This window comes from Hwanghaeella sp. (assembly GCF_965227365.1).
Taxonomy (GTDB): Bacteria; Pseudomonadota; Alphaproteobacteria; order UBA8366; family Aestuariispiraceae; genus Hwanghaeella.
Genome location: NZ_OZ245754.1, coordinates 1837418 through 1854696, shown reverse-complemented (window position 1 = coordinate 1854696; position 17279 = coordinate 1837418). Strand labels below are relative to the sequence as shown.

The 17279-nt window shown below is 58.6% G+C and carries 12 protein-coding genes; 8 read left to right on the top strand and 4 right to left on the bottom strand.

Translation table 11 applies throughout. From position 1 onward, the window contains the following. Positions 1-19: 19 nt before the first annotated feature. Positions 20-1972 (bottom strand): sensor histidine kinase, encoded by a 1953-nt coding sequence (locus ACQK2G_RS08280; protein WP_425404556.1) that lies wholly within the window; start codon positions 1970-1972, stop codon positions 20-22. Between the two features lie 208 nt (positions 1973-2180). On the opposite strand from ACQK2G_RS08280, the gene ACQK2G_RS08275 reads away from it, so the two are divergent. Next, complete coding sequence (locus ACQK2G_RS08275; RefSeq protein ID WP_425404555.1) at positions 2181-3503, top strand: extracellular solute-binding protein; 1323 nt, start codon at positions 2181-2183, stop codon at positions 3501-3503. 7 nt (positions 3504-3510) lie between these two features. Here the strand turns inward: ACQK2G_RS08275 and ACQK2G_RS08270 are convergent, their stop codons facing one another. Then, positions 3511-3726: a SlyX family protein gene (locus tag ACQK2G_RS08270; protein ID WP_425404554.1), complete on the bottom strand. Its 216-nt coding sequence runs from the start codon at positions 3724-3726 to the stop codon at positions 3511-3513. A 305-nt stretch (positions 3727-4031) separates the two neighbouring features. On the opposite strand from ACQK2G_RS08270, the gene ACQK2G_RS08265 reads away from it, so the two are divergent. Beyond that, positions 4032-5192 carry an ABC transporter substrate-binding protein gene (locus ACQK2G_RS08265; protein ID WP_425404553.1) on the top strand — a complete coding sequence of 387 codons (1161 nt, stop codon included), beginning with the start codon at positions 4032-4034 and terminating at the stop codon, positions 5190-5192. A 62-nt stretch (positions 5193-5254) separates the two neighbouring features. Further along, positions 5255-7885, top strand: a complete 2631-nt coding sequence (locus ACQK2G_RS08260) for a methyl-accepting chemotaxis protein (RefSeq protein ID WP_425404552.1) — start codon at positions 5255-5257, stop codon at positions 7883-7885. 109 nt (positions 7886-7994) lie between these two features. On the opposite strand, the gene ACQK2G_RS08255 is transcribed toward ACQK2G_RS08260, so the two are convergent. Beyond that, positions 7995-10085, bottom strand: coding sequence for an HD domain-containing phosphohydrolase (locus ACQK2G_RS08255; RefSeq protein WP_425404551.1), 2091 nt, complete (start codon positions 10083-10085; stop codon positions 7995-7997). 112 nt (positions 10086-10197) lie between these two features. Then, positions 10198-11706, bottom strand: a complete 1509-nt coding sequence (locus ACQK2G_RS08250) for a 3-hydroxyacyl-CoA dehydrogenase (protein ID WP_425404550.1) — start codon at positions 11704-11706, stop codon at positions 10198-10200. A 283-nt stretch (positions 11707-11989) separates the two neighbouring features. Between ACQK2G_RS08250 and ACQK2G_RS08245 the strand changes: the two genes are divergently transcribed. The 5 genes from ACQK2G_RS08245 (at position 11990) to ACQK2G_RS08225 (ending at position 17245) form a co-directional block, all read left to right on the top strand. Next, on the top strand, positions 11990-13144 hold the full coding sequence (locus ACQK2G_RS08245) for a TAXI family TRAP transporter solute-binding subunit (RefSeq protein WP_425404549.1): 1155 nt from the start codon (positions 11990-11992) through the stop codon (positions 13142-13144). A 109-nt stretch (positions 13145-13253) separates the two neighbouring features. Next, positions 13254-15236, top strand: coding sequence for a TRAP transporter permease (locus ACQK2G_RS08240; RefSeq protein WP_425404548.1), 1983 nt, complete (start codon positions 13254-13256; stop codon positions 15234-15236). 135 nt (positions 15237-15371) lie between these two features. Beyond that, positions 15372-15908 (top strand): PAS domain-containing protein, encoded by a 537-nt coding sequence (locus tag ACQK2G_RS08235; protein WP_425404547.1) that lies wholly within the window; start codon positions 15372-15374, stop codon positions 15906-15908. A gap of 107 nt (positions 15909-16015) precedes the next feature. Next, on the top strand, positions 16016-16528 hold the full coding sequence (locus tag ACQK2G_RS08230) for a PAS domain-containing protein (protein ID WP_425404546.1): 513 nt from the start codon (positions 16016-16018) through the stop codon (positions 16526-16528). 147 nt (positions 16529-16675) lie between these two features. Further along, positions 16676-17245, top strand: a complete 570-nt coding sequence (locus tag ACQK2G_RS08225; protein WP_425404545.1) for a hypothetical protein — start codon at positions 16676-16678, stop codon at positions 17243-17245. The last annotated feature ends 34 nt before the right edge of the window (positions 17246-17279 follow it).

Genomic DNA, 17279 nt, shown 5'->3' with positions numbered 1-17279 from the left:
CCGCCCGTCGGCGGCTTCGTCATTCTTCCGTCAGTGTCGTCGGCCAGACCAGCGGCCAAGTCACCGTGAAGGTCGTCCCGCGACCCCGGCTCGGGTCCGATTCCAATTTGATCGAACACCCCACAGACTCGACCACACGCTTGATAACCGCAAGGCCCATGCCGCTCGCTTCCAACTCGTCACGTGGCTTGATGGTCTGAAACATACCAAAGACCCTGCCCTGGAATTCGCTGGGCACGCCGGGACCATCATCGGAGATCCGGAACTGATGATGGTCCGGCAACCGCCTGTAATTGACCGTGACGGTACAGTGACCCTTGTCATGATGCTTGAGCGCGTTGCCGAACAGGTTTCCAAAAACCTGTTCCATGGGTGCGACCGCCGTTGTTATCTTGGGCATATCCCCGAGGACCCGCAAGGCGGACGGCCGCTCAGCGGCAACAAGGGTGAACAACTCCTCGAAGAACGGTTTCAAATCCACTTCGCGTACCAGCGACTTTTGCCGGCCCGCGCGGGAGAACTGCAACAGATCGTCCAAAAGGTTCGAAAGCCGGTTCGTTCTCTGTTTCAACAACACCAGATGCTTCTTCACACCCTCTTCGGCATCCGGTCCCAGATCCTCCTCGATCCATTCGGCCAGGTGCCCGATACCGCGCAATGGTGCCTTCAAGTCATGCGACGCTATATAGGCGAATTGTTCCAAATCCTCATTCGACCGCCTCAATTCGGCAGCGACTTCCCTGAACCGGCCGAGTGCTTTGGCGATGTCGCTCAACTCGTCGCTGCCGACGGAGGGAACGTCCACATCGAGATTACCCTTCGACAGTTCCTGCGTCGCCCTGGAAAGGGCGTCAATCCGGAAAGCCACATCCCGGAGGATGTACCGTGAAATAACCCAGACGGTGACAATCAAGGTAAGAACACCGGTCAGAATAAGCCCGGCACGACCGTAATAGATCACTTCTTCGGCATCCGTGACTGCGGCATTGATCGATTTGTCGACTTCGGCCTTCAAGCGGGTAGCCTCACCGGTCAATTCTGAGACAAGTCGTCCAAGCGCCGCCCGTTTCTCCTCCAGTTCCGCGTCGATCGTCAGATACTTCACTTGAAGGTCGACAACATTGCCTTCTCCGCGGATCCCCGAGGCCAAGACACGGAGCTGCCTCCCGACATCCCGTCGAAGGTCGTCATTCGGCCATTCGCTGAGAACCCGTGCGATTGTTCGAATACTGACATTCATCTGCGTATTGGCACGGGCCACATCTTGCCGTGACTGAGCCAGATGCAGCGTTTCCAAAGTATCTTCGAACAGCGCCATTTCGTGGCGCAACCCGACCAACGCGTTGTTGCGCAACAGCACTTGGTCGACGAAGGCGTTGAATGCGTCTCCCACCGTCGTTAGATCGGCGGAATCCGAATAGATGCTGGCGCGAATATCGGCCGCTCCGTTCAAGACCTCGGTAGAGGTCCGAACCCAGGCCGGATGTAAAATGTCGAGAAACTGGGAAGAAGATCGCAACAGCTCTTCGCGCAAAGCCGTCGCCTGTTGCCGGATATCGTTCCGTTCGTCGACCAGCCCCTTCTCTGTGACGAGAATTTCATATATCTCGTCTATATTGTCCGAGAATTGCTGGGTCTGCCCATTGAGGTCGACATAATCACCTAAGGACGCAAGTTCAAACCGCATACCGTCGTACAACGTTCCGATTTCCCGCATCATGCGCTGGGTGTCCAATTCGTCACGCGCGAACAGAAGGGAATCTCCCAGAGATTGAACAAGCGCCGCTTGCTGGACCAGCAGTTCCACGGTCCGTGCCGCCGGCAAGGCCCGCTTGGTTACTTCGTCTTGCGCTTCCTTCACCGCGGAAAAGGTGAATATACCAATGGTTGCGGCTAGAATTGCAAAAGCCGCAATCGTCAGATAGGCGTTCCGGAGTTTGACTCGGACAGTCGTGGAAGTCTTAGCTGGCATTGAAACCGATTAGTTAAAAATACACCGTTGCACTAACTTACTATGCATTTTCACGGTAGAATAATAGCCCCAGCATCGGAAACAGGAGCCACAAATGCAACGCCGTAGATTTCTAGCCGCAACCGGCGCCGTTGGTGCCATGTTGTTGCTGGGCATATCTACCCAACCTGCATCCGGACAAGAATTAGCAACCTTAATTGCACAAAAAGTGCGGACATTAAAAGGCGAGTCCCCGCTGACATTGCGGATCATGCTGCCCGCCGGCTCCACGCTCAACGTCGCGCCGATCGCAGAGAGATTTACGGCTCAAACCGGAATCAGCATTGAATTCACGGAAACTCCCGTAGACGAAATCAACTCGCAGATACTGATCGAAAGCCTCGCCGGGATCGGCGACATCGATATCGCGCTACCAGCGACATTCGGCATTCCGAACCTCGTCTCGGCGGGCGCGATCCTGGACCTCAGCGAATACGTCAAAAAACACGAACCGCCCGGTTTTCAGGCTGACGCGATGTATACGCTGGGCGACTATTTCAAGGGGAAGTTCTACGGCTATCAGACGGACGGTGATACGTATCTCATTTTCCTGAACGAGAGGCTTCTGGGCGACCCTGATCATCAGAAACGCTATTCCGACCGATACGGCGTAGAAATTCATCCCCCACAGACATGGGAAGAACTCGATCGGCAAATGTCGTTCTTCAACCGCCCGCAGGAAGGCCTGTTTGGCGGTGCATTGTTCAGGACGCCGCTTTATATCGCATGGGAGTTCTGGGTGCGATTTCATGCCAAGGGCTATTGGCCGTTCGACAGCAACATGCGCCCACAGATCGCCGCCCGACCGGGCGTCGAAGCGGCTCAGGAATTGATCGCGGCGTCAAAGCACCAGTATCCCTTCGCCAATTCCAACGGTTTGTTCGACAACTGGGAGGCCTTCGCGAAGGGCAACATCTATTGCAACATCGGATGGGGCGGGACCCAAAAATACTTGAACGGGCCCAATTCCGCGATAAAAGGAAAGCTCAGGTTTTGTCCAATGCCCGGTGGGATCGCTGACGGCGAATCTTTCAACGTGCCCTACTTCAATTGGGGATGGAACTACACTGTTCTGGCCAGCGCCCCCTCCCCCGAAATCGCCTATCTGTTCTCTCTGTTCGCCTGCACTTCGGAAATGTCGACGATTGCGGTCCGCGAGGCGGACGGCTTTTTCGACCCATTTCGCGTGGCACATTACGAAGATGCAGAGATCCAGGCGACTTATTCGAAATCGTTCCTGGCAACGCATCGAACAAGCATGCTGAACAGCATTCCGGATTTGTACCTGTCGGGACAAAGCGAATACTTCGAGGCACTGAGCGACAATCTGCTGAGGGCCGATACGGGCGACCTGACGCCGGAACAGGCAATGGATTTGACGGCGCAGCAATGGGAACAGACAACCCAGAGGCTCGGCCGCGACGAACAAGCCGAACAATGGGCATTCCTACGCAAACGCTATCCCGAAAGGCTGCAACGGATATTACGCTGAAACCGGGTCAGTAATGCGGCGGGGGTTTCTCATCCGCGCCGCCGGGCCGCCAGTCCTGCTGAAGATCCAGCACGCGGGAAGACAGCGCGCCGAGCTGCTGCTTCAACCGTACAATTTCCTTGGACTGACCGGCAACGATGTCCGAAAGATCGTCACAGAGGCGTTCGAAATGGGCGAGGCGTGCCTCGATATCTCGCAGTCGTTCGACACTATCGCTGTTCATACCGTAGCCTTGATTTGGAAATCGCTTTGGATTCTCGATCGGAATGGTGAATAGCCCGACCGTATATATACGCCAAGCCCGTAATGCCGTGCATAGATAGGCCAAATTGTCTTGCCTTAGCAAAGAGGCAATGAGGGAACCCGATTTCGTCAGACTCCACTGCGGCCGATCGATAAAGATCAATTAGACCACACTCATATCGCAAGATTATTACCCATTTACCGCTCTCTCCGCACGAAACTTAACAGTTAATTTACAAAATCCTGCTCTTTCTTGCTCATCACAAATTCCAAGGGAGAGCTGAAATGCTCAAAAGGGTTTCCGTATTTGCATCCGTTGTCGCACTCGGCCTGACGGCATCCGTAGCCTCAGCCGAACCAGGCGTGACCGGCAACAAAATCCTGCTCGGTCAATCCGCCGCTTTCGGCGGTCCCGCCAGTGCGCTGGGTGAAGGCATGTACCAGGGCCTGATGGCTGCGTTTCAGGAAGCAAACGCGAATGGCGGTGTTCACGGGCGCAATATCGAAATCATCAAATACGACGATGGATATGAACCCGACCGGGCTATCGCCAACACCAAAAAGCTAATCGAGGAAGATCAGGTTTTCTCCTTGATCGGCGCGGTCGGCACGCCGACCTCCAAGGCCTCCCAACCGATCGCGACTGAGGCGAATGTGCCCTTCGTCGGCCCGTTCACTGGCGCCGGTTTCCTTCGCGACCCGAAAAACTCAAACGTCATCAACGTTCGTGCGACTTATGACCAGGAAACGGAAACCTGGATCAAGTATCTTCACGACGTGCAGAAGAAGACCAAAATCGCGATCCTCTACCAGGATGACGGTTTCGGCCGCGTCGGCCTTTCCGGCGTCAACAAGGCGATGGAAAAGCGCGGCATCAAGCTCGTCGCAGAAGGCAAATACAAACGAAACACAACCGCAGTCAAATCGGCCCTGCTCGACATCCGTAAAGCGGACCCCGACGCCGTGGTTATGGTCGGCGCCTACAAGCCGCTGGCAGAATTCGTGAAACTTGCCCGCAAGCTGAAGATGGATCCTACCTTTGTCACCATCTCGTTCGTCGGGTCCAAAGCCCTTTCCGCAGAATTGGGCGACCAGGGCGAAGGCGTCGTCATCAGCCAGGTCGTTCCTTTCCCGGACGACACGTCCATCGGGCTCGTCTCCGACTATCACGCGGCGCTGAAAGCTTATGACGCCAATCTCGAGCCGGGCTTCGTTTCCCTGGAAGGTTACATGGTCGGCAAGCTGACCGTCGCGGCATTGGACAAGGCCGGCAAGGATCTGACCCGCGAAGCCTTCCTGAACGCCGTCTACGGCACCGGGGCTTTTGATCTCGGCGGCGTCACCCTTACCTACGGACAAGGCGACAATCAGGGTATGGACGATGTGTTCCTGACCGTCATTCAACCGGACGGCAGCTTCAAGCCGATCACCGAACTTACCAACTGATTGCACTGTACCGGGACGGCGGCCCTCCGCCGTCCCGTTCTGTCTGGGCGGGAGGCAAACTAATGCAGCATGAGGACGTTGACGGTCATATGTCGGAACAATCGGAGTCAAAAGGGTTGAGATTGGGCCTCGGCGCGAAGCTGTACGCCGCTTTCGCCGGAATATCGGTCATCACCTTGGTAGTCGTCGCGGTCGCGGTTATCGCCTTCAAGGACATTGAAAGCACGCTTGACGTCTTCACCGACGAGTCCCTGCCTGCCATCACCGGGTCGATGTCGCTGGCAGTAACGAGCGCGAATATCGCCGCCACCGCGCCGGCCTTTATCAGCGCGCCGGACGCTGAAAGCCGCGGCGCGGTGCGCAATGCGATGCAGGATACGATGACTGCATTGCGAAACCAGTTAGCGGATATCCCTTTTGAGAACGAAAGCGAGCGGAACACCTTTACCGCCCTTGCCGACGAACTCGACGCCAGCCTCACGCAGCTGAGCGCCGCGGTCGAGAGCAGAGACGCCACCAACCAATCCGTTGCCGACGCGTTGATCGAACTCGGCCGGATACATGAAAGCCTTGTCGCCGAAATCACGCCGTTGATCGACGATGCGACCTTCGAGGTTCAGATCAAGAGCGAAGACACCGTCGCCAACGCCAGCGAAGTGATCAACCGACTGGTAACGCAGGAAGTCGAAAACCTCCGGTCCGGCCTGATCATTGCGGCAAAAGGCCAGGAATTGATCGCCATCGTGGCGCAGACCAAACTCGTCTCTTCCGTGGAGGAACTGGAGCCTCTTCGGGAGCGCATGGCGGCCGTCACCGGCCAATTGACCGAAGTCCTGGATAAACTCCCCAAGGACGATCCGGACGCCGACACGCTGAGCGCGATCACCACCCTTATGATGGAAGTGGGCGAAGGACGCGGATCGATCTTCGAACTGCGCGCCCGTGAACTTGAGACCGGGTTCAAGACCCAGAAGCAGCGCAATGACTTGCGGGCCGAACGTGTCGCGGCGGATGCCGACCTGGTCGATATCGTCGCCGCATTCGACACTGCCGTCGAACCTGTCGTCGACAACGCCACCTTCAACCTCGTGATCGGCGGGGGTGACCTTTCGGACGGCCTGCGTAATTCGATCACGGATCTGGTTCAGGGCGACGTGGTCCGTTTGCAGGCCATGCTCAACCTGATCTCGAACGCCAACCTTGTGCGCGGATTGCTGCAGGCGGTGGGCGGCGCCGCGGATGAGGCCTCTTTGACCGTACTTCGTGAGAAGTTCACCGCGGCCGACGCCACGCTGGCGGAGTCGATCGCGACGATGACGGAAGTCATAGAAAATCCAAACCTTGTGGAAATGGCGCAGGGGTTGAGTCGTTTGGGGGCCGGGGAAGGCAATGTCTTCGACTTGCACCGGCAGGGTTTGGCCGGCCTGGATTCAGCCGACGCCGCACTTGAAGAAGCGCGCCGTCTAGCAGGAACCTTCGACACCCAGGTTTCTTCACTTGTAGACCGGGCGCAGAACAGCGTGGCTGAATCTGAAGCGAACACACGCGCCACGATTGATCGGGATGCCACCATCCTCTGGGTCCTGGCCGCTATCAACATTGTCGCCTGCATCCTGATCAGTTGGCTTCTCGTCGGCAAACAGGTTGTCTCGCAGATCAACCGCCTGTCTTCCGCTATGCAATCATTGGCGGACGGCGATATGACTGTGGAGATTCCCGGCACCCGTCGAACGGACGAGATCGGCGACATGGCGATGGCCACGCAGGTCTTCAAGGACAATGCTGTTGAAGCGGAAAAACTGCGGGAACAGCAACGCCTGGCGGAGAAAGAGGCCGAGGAGCAGAAACGGGCCGCTACGCTGGCCCTGGCGGACGGTTTGGAATCCAAGGTGAAGACCGTCGTCGACGCTTTGGCCCATGCATCCGATCAGATGCGCTCGACGACCGGTTCCATGTCCACCACCCTGTCCAAGACGACGGAACGCGCCGGCGACGTGGCCAGCGCCGCCGAAGAAGCTACGACGACCGCACAGACGGTTGCCGCCGCGGCAGAGCAACTCGCCTCATCCGTTCAGGAGATCGGCAATCAGGTCGCCAACGCGTCCGGTACCGCGCAATCCGCGAGTGAACGTGCGGAAAAGTCGAACGAGAAAGTCTCGCAGCTTAGCGAAGGCGCGCGCAAGATCGGCGATGTCGTCGGACTGATCAACGACATTGCCGAACAGACCAACCTGCTTGCCCTCAACGCGACCATCGAGGCCGCCCGGGCCGGCGAGGCCGGCAAGGGGTTCGCGGTCGTCGCATCTGAGGTGAAGTCACTTGCGAGCCAAACCTCCAAAGCGACTGAGGAGATCGGCACGCAAATCGCCGAAATGCAGGCCGTCACCGAAGAAACCGTCTCGGCAATCCAGCAGGTGGTCGAAGCGATGCGGGAGATGAGCGTCGTAACGCAGGAAATTGCCCGCGCCGTCGAAGACCAGAATAACGCGACGCAGGAAATCACCCAAAGCATCCAGCAGACCGCAAGCGGCACGCAGGATGTCTCGTCCAACATCTCGGACGTCAGCGCTCTTGCCAACGACACCAGCAAGGGGGCCAACGAGGTGATGGAAGTCGCCGGGCGCCTGTCAGAACAGTCGGCCACCCTGCGGGCCGAATTCGAAAGGTTCCTCAAGGAACTGCGCGCCGCCTAAATTCAGACGCATGGATGAACGACGCCGTCGCCGAAAATTCCGGCGGCGGCTTTTCCTTGATGCAGGTAATTGGTTCGATACGACCCGAGGGAGGTGCTCGTCCCTGCCCTCAATAGATGGCAGAGGCTTCCCTGGCGATTTCCAAGAGCGGCTCGATATCGACGTCGTCGATCTGTGACGGGTCGAGATACTCTTCCGCATATCGCAGGTAGATCTTCTTCTCCAGAAACAGGGCGAATATGTCCGGGTCGATATGATGATCCCGGCACATGAAGCCCAGAATCTTCAGCGACTCGCTCAATGGTTTCGGCTTCTTGTACGGACGGTCTGAAGCGGTAAGCGCCTCGAATATATCCGCGACAGCCATGATCCGGGACGGAACGGACATTTCTTCCCGTGTCAGACGCCGAGGATAGCCCTTGCCGTCCATCGTCTCATGGTGCCCGCCGGCATATTCCGGGACGCGCTGCATGTTCTTCGGGAAGGGCATCGTCTCCAGCATGATAATGGTCTGGATGATATGCTCGTTGATCTTGAACCGCTCCTCCTCCGTCAACGTGCCGCGCTGGATGGTGAGGTTATAGATTTCCCCCAAATTCGTGAGATTCTCGGGGATATCCATCTTGAAGCCGCTGGATTTGAACCGCTCGATATCACCCGGGTCGCGTTTGACTATATGGGTCGGCTTGTCAGCGAGCAGGTTTTCGACGGCGGGCGGCGGCCGTCCCTGGATGCCCTTGAGACGGAGATGCTCGTCTTGCGACAAGCCCTTGCGATTATCGAAATTCCTGGTCCAGGTACGCTTCGCGATCTCCCTGATCCGGTCGATCTTTTCCTGATCCAGGAACTCGCCGCCTACATTGCAGTCGGCGACGATTTCGAACTCTTCCTGAAGCTTGTCGTATTCGGCCTGCAAGGCCTCATCGGGTGTCGGGTCGCCGCCGAGTTCCTTGAGCTTCTTGGATAGGTAATCGACGGTCAATTCCCGATGAATGACCTCGAACCGTGTCCTGATCTCGTGAATCCGGTTGTAGATCGTCTCCAGTTTCGTCGCCTTGTCGACGACATATTCCGGCGTCGTCACCTTACCGCAATCATGCAGCCAGGCGGCGATACGAAATTCCCGCCACTCTTCTTCGTCCGCGAATCCGAAATCGGCGAAGGGCCCGCTTTTCGCGTCATGCGCGGCTTGTCCCAGCATCATGGCGATTTCCGGCACACGATTGCAGTGTCCTCCGGTATACGGGCTCTTCGCGTCAATGGCCGATGCCGTCAACTCGATGATCGCATCGATCAATACGCGCTGGGACTGCAACAGTTTCTGGTTCTCGATCGTGACCGCGCCTTGGGCCGCCAGGGCCTCGACGAACCCCTGTAGTTCCTCGTCGAAAGGTATGACCTCGCCGCTCGACGGATCGGTCGCGTTGATCAATTGCAAGGCCCCGATCACTGACCCGCCGCGTGGAATAAGCGGTACGGTCAGGAAAGAGACGGATCTATATCCGTTCGCTTCGTCGAACTTCTTGGTGCCGGAAAAATCGAAGTCCTTCGAATTGTACGCGTCGGGAATGTTGAAAGTCTGCCGAAGCAGGACCGCCTTGGAGACGACATTCTTTTCGTTCGGCGCCCCGGTCTCCAAGTCGAAAAGGTGCACTTGGGGAAAGGGCAGCGGTTTGTTTGGCTCGCTGGCCATCGAAATATCGAGGGAACGGTTCCGGATGATCTGGAATTCCAGAGCATCTTCCTTGTCCGTGATCAGATAGAAGGTTGCGCCGTCGGCGGCGGTCAGTTCCATCGCCCCTTCGAGAATAAGGCTCAACAGCCGTGTTTCGTCGCGCTCGGCGGCCATCGCGATGCCGAGACGAACCAACCGCTCAAGTTTGGCGCGCTCGAACACCAATTCCTTGTTCTGCGCATCTGCGGATTGGTTCAAACGGCGGGTCTGCGCCGCTAACTCGCGCCGCAGTTCTTGAATTTCCGCTTGTTGCTGGGCGATCGTTTCCTGCGCGGCCTGCAGCGGATCAACGGGAACACCGGGCCCGGCATCGACCAGCCCGGCCCGCGCCAGCGTTCGCTCATGCGCTTCGGTCAGGTCAGTCAGAACGGAGAGCAATAGACTCGGATCTTCCTTGGCCTCAGCCAATACCGCCCGGGCACGCCGAACCACTTCGGTTTCGCGGGCAGGAGATCCGATGTCCATTCAACTATGCCTTTCAGTACCCCACGGCATCATGACAAGTATAAAGCGAAGTTTCATTGCTACAATAGATGCAAATGCACCAAAATCCCGTGATTTTGCGTGAATTTTACTGTCAGGCAGGCGTATCGACCGGAATATCCAGAATTGCCCGGCGCCGCAGCCATGTCGTCGGCCGGTATCGGTCCTCGCCCGTAATCGACTGCAACTGCTCCAGAATTTTGGCGTGGTTCTTGAGACCGAGGTCCGAACTCAACTCCAGCGGCCCCATGGGATAGTTCAGACCGAGCTTCATCGCCAAGTCGATATCGTCGGGCGTCGCAAGTCCGATTTCCGCCATGAAGGTGCCAAGATTGGCGACCATTGCGCTGATCCGTTGCGAGACGAAACCGGGAGAATCCTTGATGGCCGTGACCTTGCGGCCTGCGGCGGCAATGGCGGCGGCCACGCTGTCGCGTGCGGCCGCATCCGCTCCGGGGGCCGTCATTATCGTCACGCGGGTGGTCGTATCGCAAAGCAGGTCGAGGGCGACCAACCGCCGATGGTCTACACCGGTGCGGACGGCGACCGTCGTCGCGTCCTCCCCCACCGGGGCCGCCAGGACCGGACAGGCCCCGTCATCCGCAACGACCGTCAGGCCGATTTCGGCGCAGAACGAAGCCAGCGCCATGTCGTCTTCCGCCAACGCGACCTGGCGTGCGGGCGCTGCATCCGTTTCATGGTCAGCCGACTCCGCCTGAACCGGCTTGCCGCCTTCGCCGTATTCAAACCATCCGGCACCTGTCTTCCGACCCAACCGGCCCGCATCATGCAGCGCTTTGTGAATCGGCGACGTCTTCAGTCTCGGATCCTGCATATAACCGTCATAGACGATCAGGCTGACGGGAAAATTCACGTCGATGCCCGTCAGGTCCATCAATTCGAACGGCCCCATCCGGAAATGCCGGCAATCTCGCATGATCGCGTCGACTTGGGCCGGCGTGGCCACGTTGTCGTGAACGATCCGCAATCCTTCCGTCGTGAAAGCACGCCCGCCGAGATTGACCAGGAACCCAGGCGCGTCCTTCACGGTCACCGGAATTCGGGTCATTCGCTTGCCCAGTTCCGACAGGGCCGCCGCCACCGCGTCTTCGGTTTCCGGCCCACGAATGACTTCCACCAGTTTCATGATCGGTACCGGGTTGAAGAAATGCAGACCGGCAATACGGCCCTTCACCCGACAGGCGCGAGCGATCGATGCGATCGGAATGGAGGAGGTGTTGGACGCGATGATGCAATCGTCGGAAACGACCGCTTCGATCTGCTGAAAAAGCGACCGCTTTACGTCAAGGTCTTCGAACACCGCTTCGACAACGGTATCGCAGTCCGCCAGTCCCGACACTTCCTCGACGAATTCCAGACAGTCCTTTGCGGCAGCGGCGGCGGTGTCGGACATGCGGCCTTTTTCCACCAGTCGATCCAACCGTCCGGCAATCGTCGCTTTGGCGGCCTCGGCGGCGCCAGGCTTCACGTCCAGAATGATCGTCCGCATGCCACCCTGTGCGGAAACCTGGGCGATTCCCTGCCCCATCGCACCTGCGCCAACCACGCCGACCGTATAATCCGCCGCATCGATCGCTTTCATGCCCACCGCTTTCACTCCCTTTGAAACAAACTCCGTGCGCCGCCAGCCTATCGCAGAATTTTTCCTAAGGCCCCGGAACGCGCTAATGTCCTAGCGGCAGCGCCGCGCGAGCGCCAGTCCACAAATCGAATTCCTGTAAGAAACCTTAAACATCACCTTTTGCTTGCTTGTAGCTGTGGTCCAACTTGCCTACCCTTCCAGTGACAAAAAGAAACACCGCCCCATGAAGGTGGATAGTCAAACAGGAAACGGCCGGCAGGGACGCCGGCCCGGGAGGAATTGCATGAATCGGACAATGAAAACGCTCGCCGTGGCGGGGATCGCCGCGGTGGCGATGGCTGGACAGACCTTTGCCGCGGATCTGAATCTTCCGGGACAAATTGCCTGGACCGCCTATGGCACCGGGTCCGCCGGGTATAACCAATCGGTCGCCGTCGGATCCGCGCTTAAAAATGCCGCCGGCGTGGACCTGCGCGTGCTGCCGGGCAAGAACGACATCGCCCGCACCGAACCGCTGCGCCAAGGCAAGGTTCAATTTTCCGCAACAGGCGTCGGTGGTTCCTTCATGGCGCAGGAAGGCGCCTTCGCGTTCGGCAAAAAGAATTGGGGACCGCAACCGGTCCGCGTTCTGCTGGCCAATAACGGTGGCGCGATCAACCTGGCCGTCGGTGTCGCCGGCGATATCGGGGTGAAGGAATACAAGGACCTGAAAGGCAAGCGTGTCGCCTGGGTCAAGGGCGCACCGGCGCTGAACGTCAACGTCACCGCCTATCTGGCCTATGCCGGCCTGACCTGGGATGATGTCGAAAAGGTCGAGTTCGGCGGCTTCGGTGATTCCTGGAAGGGACTGATCAACAACCAGGTGGACGCCGTCTTCGCCTCGACCAATTCGGGCAAGGCCTATGAAGCAGCGGCCTCGCCCCGCGGATTGATCTGGCCGCCCATCCATCATGACGACAAAAAAGGCATCGCACGTATGCAGGCGATTGCCCCCTTCTTCCAACCCAATATGGCCAAGGTCGGCGCCAATATCGATGGCGGCCCTCCCTATGAAGGTGCCGGTTACTCCTACCCGGTCCTGGTCGCCATGGCGGATCAGGATGCGGACCTCGTCTACAACATGACGAAGGCGATGGTGGAACTGTTCCCGGAATATGACGGCAAGGCGCCGGGTATCGGCGGCTGGGCGTTGGACAAGCAGAACTTCCAGTGGGTCGCGCCGTATCACGATGGGGCCATCCGCTACTACAAGGAAATCGGCAAGTGGTCCGATGCCGATCAGGCGCACAACGACAAGCTGCTCGCCCGTCAGGCAGCTCTTCAAGCCGCCTGGGCAAAGCTGGAAGCTTCGGGTGTCGCCGATGACGCATGGGACGACGCTTGGGCCGAAGCCCGCCGCAAGGCGTTGGCCGACGGCGGCTTCTCAGTCGTCTTCTAAGTTCCAGTCATTCCATCCGGGCCGGTTGCCGATGGCACCGGCCCGGTGGAATTCCGGGGCCCGAACGTGATCGTCCGGGCCGGCTTTTGCGTTTCGGATACCAAACACCATGACTGAGGCCGCCAGCCGCAAGGACGAGAAAGCTTCTTCCAACATCGATGAAACCGGTCTTCGGCGGGAGTTGGGGCCACTTTCCCGCTATGCCGTTGTTATCGGCACCCTGCTCGCCGTCCTGCTTTCCGTCCATCAGCTCTTCAACATGCAGCTCTTTGGCATCGTCGTGCTGGAGGGGCGGTATCTTTACCTGCTGGCGGGCATTTTCCTCGCCATGGCCTTTCTGGTCTTTTCCGCCGTTCCGCAATCGGAACCGGGCGTCAAATGGTGGGACGCTTTGCTCGCTGCCGCCGCGGTGGGCGGCGCAACTTATTTCGCCTGGACCGCTGAAATCAGTCTCGATCTGGGCTGGGAATACGCGCCGCCGGACATGGCACGCTACGTCTCCATTCTGATGTGGGCCCTGACCCTGGAGGCAACCCGCCGCGCCGGCGGCTGGGTGCTGTTTTTCTTCGTATTGGCCTTTTCGCTTTATCCGACATTCGCCGACAAGATGCCGGGCCCGATTTCCGGCTTCGCGCAGCCTTTCATGGACGTGATCCCCTATCACATCATTTCCGCGGAAAGCTCGTTTGGCATTCCCATGAAGGCCTTCGGCAATCTGGTCATCGGCTTCATCCTGTTCGGCGCCGTGCTGCAGTACACCGGCGGCGGCAAGTTCTTCAACGACCTCGCGCTTGCGCTTGTCGGGCGGTACCGCGGCGGTGCGGCAAAGGTCGCCATTTTCGCCAGCGGTTTCATGGGTTCGATGTCTGGTTCGGTCATTTCCAATGTGCTGACGACCGGCGCCGTCTCAATCCCCGCCATGAAAAAGACCGGCTTCACCTCCCGCTATGCCGCGGCGACAGAAGCTTGTGCATCAACCGGCGGGGTCCTGATGCCCCCGATCATGGGCGCCACCGCTTTTGTCATGGCATCTTTCCTGGCCCGCCCGTATGTGGAAATCGCGGTGGCCGCGGCAATCCCGTCGTTGCTCTACTATTTCGGCCTGTTCGCGCAGATCGATGCCTATGCCGCGAAACGCGGCCTGAAAGGGCTGGAACCATCGGAAGTACCGTCCCTGTCCGCCGCCGCGCGGGAAGGATGGATGTACCTGTTCGTCTTCGCGCTGTTGATCTTCATGATGGTCGCTTTGCGCCAGGATACGCTGGCGCCGTTTTATGCGACAGCGCTGCTCCTGGTGATCAACCAGTTCGTTCGAAATCACCGGTTTACGCTGCAGACCGGGCTGAACCTGATCGTCGGGATCGGTCGAGCCCTGTCCGAACTCGTCGCGATCCTGCTCGGCGTCGGGCTGATCGTCGGCGCCTTCTCCGCCACCGGTTTGGCCGGCACGCTGGTAAACGACCTGATCTTCCTGGCCGGCGGATCGACGATCATGCTGCTGATCATGGGCGCGGTGACGGCCTTCATTTTCGGCATGGGGATGACGGTCACCGCCTGCTACATCTTCCTTGCCGTCGTTCTCGCCCCGGCGCTGGAACAAGCGGGCCTGAACGTCCTGGCGGTGCACCTTTTCATCCTTTATTGGGGCATGGTCAGCTATATCACTCCGCCGGTCGCCCTGGGTGCCTTCGCGGCGTCGACGCTTGCAGGCGCCAATCCTTTCAAGACGGGACTGGAAGCGATGCGGCTGGGCGGCGTTATCTATATAGCGCCCTTCTTCTTCGTGCTGAACCCGGCTCTGGTCGGCGAGGCGCCCGCCCTCGAAGTCGCCGGCGTTCTGACAACCGCGCTGATCGGCGTCTGGTTCCTCAGCTGCGCCCTGCAAGGACATATCAGTTTCTTTGGCAGCCTGGGTGAAGGTGCGATGGGCCTGCTGCTCCGGCTTGGACTGTTTGCGGGAGGCCTGCTCTTCGCCTTTCCCGGGATCGACAGCTGGGGTCTCTCCCATTGGGCATTCAGCCTGATAGGTCTGGTGGTGAGCCTGCCGGCGCTGGTCGTCGCCTGGCGCAATGGGCGATCGGCAACACGCTAGCAACGTTTCAACCCGGCCCGTCCGATGTCCACTGCCCACCCGGCGGTGCGATTTTCCCTGCCAACATACGGCTTCCCTAATCTAATTTTTCAGCGTATTGATCGGAGCGCGATACAACCAGAATGAGAAATTCACTTGAAACAGAGCGACGGTGTGAACCCAAAGTCTGACTCCTTCGAAACCTTTCTTTGGAACGAGCCTGTCGGATGGAACGAGCTTCCGACACGTTCGCCGATCCGTATTCTGGACGATTGGTGGCGCCACAGAAGCGGAGAAACGGGCAAACTGCCGGCCCGCAGGGATGTCGACCCAATCGAATTGGGCAAGGCCGTAATTCCCTGGATTTTCATCATGGCCGTTATTCGCGACGGCGACGACCTGGACTATCTCTACCGACTTGTCGGCACGGCCAATGCCCAGCTAGTCGGCCGCGACGCCACGGGTATGCTGGCCAGCGACATCTTTCGCGGCAAGGACCGCGCTGTCATCAAGGCCTCTTTTGACGAGACCGTGGAAGCGCGTAAACCAACCTATTGGCGTGCGGCCATCCCGCATGAGCAGGAGTTCTCGGTTTCGGTCTATCGGGCGATCTATCCCCTGTCGGACAAAGGCGAGACAATCGACCACCTGATCGCCGCCGCGATCCCGGAATCGGTACACCTGGAACGCTGACCCTACCAGTCTTCCTCATTAATCCCTTCTAAACCTTATCCGGTCTAGAATATGCCCGATCCTTTCGAAGGAGCCCTGAAATATATTGAATAGCTGACCATTTACCCATGATTGCCGAACCGAAAGGCCCTGAACCGTATCTGTCGATGACTGCCATCGGCCGGGACAGCGTGCCTGACGGATCCCCGATCCGGACACTCGATCGGTGGTGGCGCCAGAAAAGGCTGTCGACCGGCCTTTATCCGAAGCGCACGGACGTTGATCCGATCGAACTGGGAGCAACGCTCATTCCTTGGCTCTTCATAGCGAGCGTGATCCGCGGCGAAACGGACATGGACTATCGCTTCCGATTAATCGGCACGGCAAATGCGCGTTTGGTCGGCCATGATGCAACCGGCGTGCTGGCCAGCGAACTGTTCGGAAGCAGCGACCGGACCATGATCAAGACATCTTTCGACGAAACCGTGAAAAAGGGGGAGCCGACCTTCTGGCGCGCGGCGATCCCCCACAAGCATCATTTTCCCGTACCGGTCTTCCGCGCCCTCTATCCCCTCGCCGACGACGGCAAGACCGTGGATCATATCGTCGGCACGGCAATTCCGGAAAACGTGGTCGTCTAGAAACAGGCGCCGTGCCACGGAATGCCAGCGGTCTCGACCGACCGATCCGTACACATCCATACACAATCTCGGATTTTCGTCGTATCATGGCCGCTCGGCAGCCATGGCTCCCGTATCGGTCCGGCCTCTACCGTGATGAGGAGAAAGATGTCCGCTTCCCCAACATGGAGTACGGCAATTGCAGTCAGAGTTTTGCTGGCCGCGGCCGCCTATTCCTGCTTTGGCCTGCCGGCGGTCATGGCTTGCGGGCCGGATGCCAAGGTCCAGTTTACCGAAGGCTCGGACGATACGTTCCTGATAGAGAACAACAGCACCATCGGCTTGTCCCTGCAGCAATTGGTAATTGATCTTTCCAGCGCCGCCGGTGGTGTCATTTTCGATACGGATTACGGCGGGGCCGGTTGGAGCGCCTATCAACCGTTTCAGCCGCTACCGTCCACTGCGGTCCTACGCGCCGCCTCGTCCGGCCTCGACGGATACCAGCAGATCAGCCTCATATTCGACCGCTTCGCGCCCGGCGATCGGTTCACCTTCGAGATCGATCTCGACGACCAGTTGCAGGATTCCGAACACGGACAAACCATCGTCAGCGGCAATGAAATCGCCGGGGCGGCCGTCATGGGAATATTTATCGACATGAACGGCCAGACCTACCGGGCGACAGGCTATTTTGAAACGGACGGCCAAGCGATCCTGTCTCAGGGCGCCTGTAGCTGACCGCGCCTCCCCAATGTAGCCGAGGCGGCCATTG

What these genes read in the sequence shown, in the direction of transcription:
- ACQK2G_RS08270 (WP_425404554.1), bottom strand. Translation starts at nt 3,726, where the DNA reads ATGAACAGCGATAGTGTCGAACGACTGCGAGATATCGAGGCACGCCTC.
- ACQK2G_RS08255 (WP_425404551.1), bottom strand. Translation starts at nt 10,085, where the DNA reads ATGGACATCGGATCTCCTGCCCGCGAAACCGAAGTGGTTCGGCGTGCC.
- ACQK2G_RS08245 (WP_425404549.1), top strand. Translation starts at nt 11,990, where the DNA reads ATGAATCGGACAATGAAAACGCTCGCCGTGGCGGGGATCGCCGCGGTG.
- ACQK2G_RS08265 (WP_425404553.1), top strand. Translation starts at nt 4,032, where the DNA reads ATGCTCAAAAGGGTTTCCGTATTTGCATCCGTTGTCGCACTCGGCCTG.
- ACQK2G_RS08280 (WP_425404556.1), bottom strand. Translation starts at nt 1,972, where the DNA reads ATGCCAGCTAAGACTTCCACGACTGTCCGAGTCAAACTCCGGAACGCC.
- ACQK2G_RS08240 (WP_425404548.1), top strand. Translation starts at nt 13,254, where the DNA reads ATGACTGAGGCCGCCAGCCGCAAGGACGAGAAAGCTTCTTCCAACATC.
- ACQK2G_RS08230 (WP_425404546.1), top strand. Translation starts at nt 16,016, where the DNA reads ATGATTGCCGAACCGAAAGGCCCTGAACCGTATCTGTCGATGACTGCC.
- ACQK2G_RS08225 (WP_425404545.1), top strand. Translation starts at nt 16,676, where the DNA reads ATGTCCGCTTCCCCAACATGGAGTACGGCAATTGCAGTCAGAGTTTTG.
- ACQK2G_RS08260 (WP_425404552.1), top strand. Translation starts at nt 5,255, where the DNA reads ATGCAGCATGAGGACGTTGACGGTCATATGTCGGAACAATCGGAGTCA.
- ACQK2G_RS08250 (WP_425404550.1), bottom strand. Translation starts at nt 11,706, where the DNA reads ATGAAAGCGATCGATGCGGCGGATTATACGGTCGGCGTGGTTGGCGCA.